Here is a 3708-nt window from a genome sequence, read left to right on the forward strand (position 1 = left end):
CGGCCGCCGCGGACCCGGCGTCGGCCGTCGCGGGGCCGGCGGCGTCGGGCGTCGGGGCCCCGGCCACGGACGCCGCGGACGGGGGCGGGGTCTGGACCGCCGTGACGGAGGCGGGCGCGGCGGCGGGGTCCGGGGCCGACTCGGAACCCGGAGGCGGCCCACCCCGCTCCGCCAGCGCCTCCGCGTACAGCCGCAGCAGGGTCCGCGCGTGCTCCTCCCACGCGAAGCCCTCGGTCGCGTACCGGCGCGCGTAGCGGCCCATGCGCGCGCGCAGCGGCTCGTCGGCCGCCAGTCGGTCCAGCGCCGCGCGCAGCGGGCGCGGCTCGCGCGGGATGAGCGTGACGTGCTCGCGGTCGAGCCCGTAGGGCGCGTAGCCCGGGTCGTCGGTGGTCACGACGGGCAGGCCGGAGGCCATGGCCTCCTGCACGGTCAGCGGGAAGCCCTCGGCCGTCGACGGCAGCGCGAACACGTCGCACGCGCGGTACGCCTCGGCCAGCTCCTCGGGCGGCAGCGCGCCCAGGTGGTGCGCGCCCGGGCGGGTGCCGCGGCCCTCGGCGCCGTCGCCGGCGAAGACCAGGTCGTACGGGCGGTCCTCGTCCGCCGTGCGGCCGTACCCGTCCTCGTACGCCGCCAGCAGCAGGTCGTAGCCCTTCTTCGGCACCAGTCGGCCCACGAACAGCACCAGCGGCCGGTCCTGGGGCAGCCGGAAGCGCGCGCGGGCGCGCACCCGCTCCTCCTCCGAGGCCGCCGGCCGGAACAGCCCGGTGTCCACGCCGTTGGCGACGTGCCGGACGGTCTCCGGGCGCGCACCGGACGCTGTGACGAACTGCGCCACGGTGGCGTTGAGGACCAGCACCCGGCTCGCCCGGCGCAGCAGGCGGCGGCCGGCGAGCCGGTACACGGCCCGCTGCACGCCGCGCACCAGCGCCGAGGGGTGCTCGACCAGGGCCACGTGCTGGGTGAGGACGTGCGGGGTGCGGGTGAGCGCGGCGGCCAGGCCCGCGGCCCACGACGTCATGTACAGGCAGTCGTGCACGTGCACCACGTCGGCCCAGCGGGCCCAGCGCACGGCCTCGGCCGGCAGCCGGGGCGACAGGACGGGGAAGGGGACGCCGGCGCGGCGCTCGGCGCCGTTCCAGGCGGCGATCCGCACCACGCGCACGCCCTGCGGTGTCCCGCCCGGCCGCGGTCCGGTTTCCGCCCGCCCGCGCGTGCCGTCCGTTTCCCCGCGCGTGCCGTCCGTTTCCCCGCGCGGGCTTTCGGTCCCTCCGCTCGGGCTTTCGGTCTCCCCGCCCGGGCCCTCCGGCCGCCCGCGCGCGCCGCGTGCTCGCTCGCGCGTGCCGCGTGCCTCCTCGCGCGTGCCGCTGGTCAGCACCGTCACCTCGGCGCCCTGCCGCGCGAGGTGCGCGGCCTCCTGGTGGACCACGTTCTCGATGCCCCCGACGTGTGGCGGGTAGTAGTGGCTCACCAGCAGCACCCGCAGGGGCCGGCCGTCCCGCAGGGGCGGCTCCAGCGGCCCCGGCCCGGCCGTCGGCCCGGCAGACGGCCCGGGCGCCGACCCGGGCACCGGTGCCGGGGTCCGCGGCGTCGGTGTCGGCCTCATCGGTAGATCTCCGCCCCGTCGCTGCTGTAGACCTTGTCCTTCGTGACGTCCAGGAGCCGGACCGGGTAGCGGTAGGTCACCAGGTCGCCCCGGAAGAAGGTGGTCGCCTCGTCCTTCCGGACCGTCGTCGTGCCGAGGAAGACGTAGCTGTCGGTGCCGATCAGCGTCGGGTAGATGTCGTTCTGGGCGCGGCCACGGATGATCGTCTGTAGGCGGCTGAAGGTGTAGCGGTCGGTCTGGATCTCCGACTGGACGTTCGCCTGCTCCTCCTCCGACGCGCGCTGCCGCAGCCAGGCGATCGCCTCGCGCTCCTCGGGGTGCACGTAGTAGATGTCGTAGTACTGGCCGGCGTTGTCCAGGTGCAGCTGCGGCGGGTAGCCGCCCAGCAGCTTGGGGATCACGCCGGTGAGGTCGGCGAAGAACAGCAGCGCGAGCGCCGCCGCCAGCGGCACGGCCTTGCGCCCGGCCCACCGGCACAGCCACAGCGTGCCCGCCGCGACGAACGGGGCGAAGAAGAACAGCCCCTGCTGGAAGGCGCGCAGCACGCCGTAGTCGACCGACAGCTGCGGCAGGACCGTCAGCAGGCCGATGACGCCGACCATGCCGAGGCTGAGCGTCACCTGGTCGCGGCTGGGCCGGAACGCCCTGCGCCGCCCCACCAGGGTCGTGACCAGGCCGATGAACAGGAACAGCTGCAACAGCCGCGCGGCGGACTGGCGCACGAAGCCGTTGGCCGCCGTCACGTCGACGCCGAGCGCCTGGAGCCTGCGGCCCGCGCTCGTCAGCGGCAGGTCGTCCTTCTGCGCGGCCGTGATGCCGTAGGAGTCCACCAGCTCGGCCGGCAGGTAGTCGCCTGCCGCGCGGGCCTGCGCGGTCTCCCGGACGGTCTCCGCGCGGTATTCGGCCAGCCGCTGCTTGGGGCTGACCGCTCCGCCGCCGACCAGCCCGTAGGAGGTGTCGGAGGACGACGAGCCGTGCCGGCGGCCGGTCAGCTCCTGGACGGTCTGGTCGACCGTGCGGCTGAGCTGGCCGGTGGTGTGCGTGACCGGGCCGACCCACAGGGCGGTCGCGGCGGCCGTCACCACGACGATCCACCACGTCACGAAGGCGGGCGGCACGGCTCCCGCGCGGGCCCTCGATCCCGTCCGCCCGCCCGCGCGGGACGACGGCTGGGCTCCCGCGCGGGAGCCCGTTTCCGGTTGTCCGCTTTCTGGCTGTCCGCCCGCGCGTGCCGCCGCCGGTCCGCGCCTCCCGCGCCTCCCGCGCGTGCCGCGCCGCCGCAGCAGCCGCCAGGCCAGCTCGGCGAGGAGCGCGGCCACCAGGGCCGCCGTCACCACGTACGTCGTCGAGTAGTGCGAGAGCACCACGCCGACCATCAGCGCGGCGAACACCACGCGCCGCGCGAACGCCGGGCGGTCCCGCTCGGTGAGCACCACCATGCCGCACGCCAGCAGCAGGAACGCGATCTCCTGGCGGGCCAGGAAGGCCATGTCGGTGAAGAAGGTCGGGAAGACCATCAGGTAGACCGCCGACAGCAGGGCGACGATCCGCGGCGCGACGTTGCGCACCGAGCGGTACACCAGCGGCGGCGTGAGCGCGAACAGCAGCGGCATCAGGGCCTTGAAGACGTAGATACCGGAGATGCCGGTGAGCCGGTTCAGGGCCGTGGGCAGCAGGGTGATGCTCAGGCACGCGTTGTACGGGTCGCGGAAGGCCGCGATGTCCCAGTGCCCGGTGCCGGAGGTCAGCCGGAAGACCTCGAACTCGCGCTGGATGTCGTGGCCGGTGATGTACCAGCCGCGCAGCGACGTCAGCAGCAGCAGCGCGGCCGCCGCCCAGAACAGGCCCAGCTCCAGCACGGCCGCGCCGTAGCGGCGGCGGCGCGCGAGGAGCAGGGCCAGCAGCGCGCCGACGCCCACCAGCGCGGCGACGCTGACGGACGAGCCCCGGCCGTTGTTGAGCCGGACGGCGCCCGCCACGGCCACCGCCGTGGTCAGCGCGCCGCAGGCGAGCACCACGCCCAGGCCCGCGGGGAGCGCCGGGGTGCCGGCGGGCAGCAGCCGCCGCTGGCCGGTACGCGCGCCCGGCGCGGGCGGCGGCAGGGC

2 protein-coding genes are annotated in these 3708 nt (G+C 76.0%); both read right to left on the bottom strand.

The features are described 5' to 3' along the window. Positions 1–1603 (bottom strand): glycosyltransferase family 4 protein (locus tag RKE29_RS28530; protein WP_312008585.1); only part of this gene is annotated, 1603 nt, incomplete at its 3' end. After that, positions 1600–3708, bottom strand: a 2109-nt coding sequence (locus tag RKE29_RS28535) for a DUF2206 domain-containing protein (RefSeq protein WP_312008587.1), incomplete at its 5' end; no start/stop codon positions are given. The genes RKE29_RS28535 and RKE29_RS28530, both read right to left, overlap by 4 nt.

Source organism: Streptomyces sp. B1866 (genome assembly GCF_031932565.1).
GTDB lineage: Bacteria > Actinomycetota > Actinomycetes > Streptomycetales > Streptomycetaceae > Streptomyces.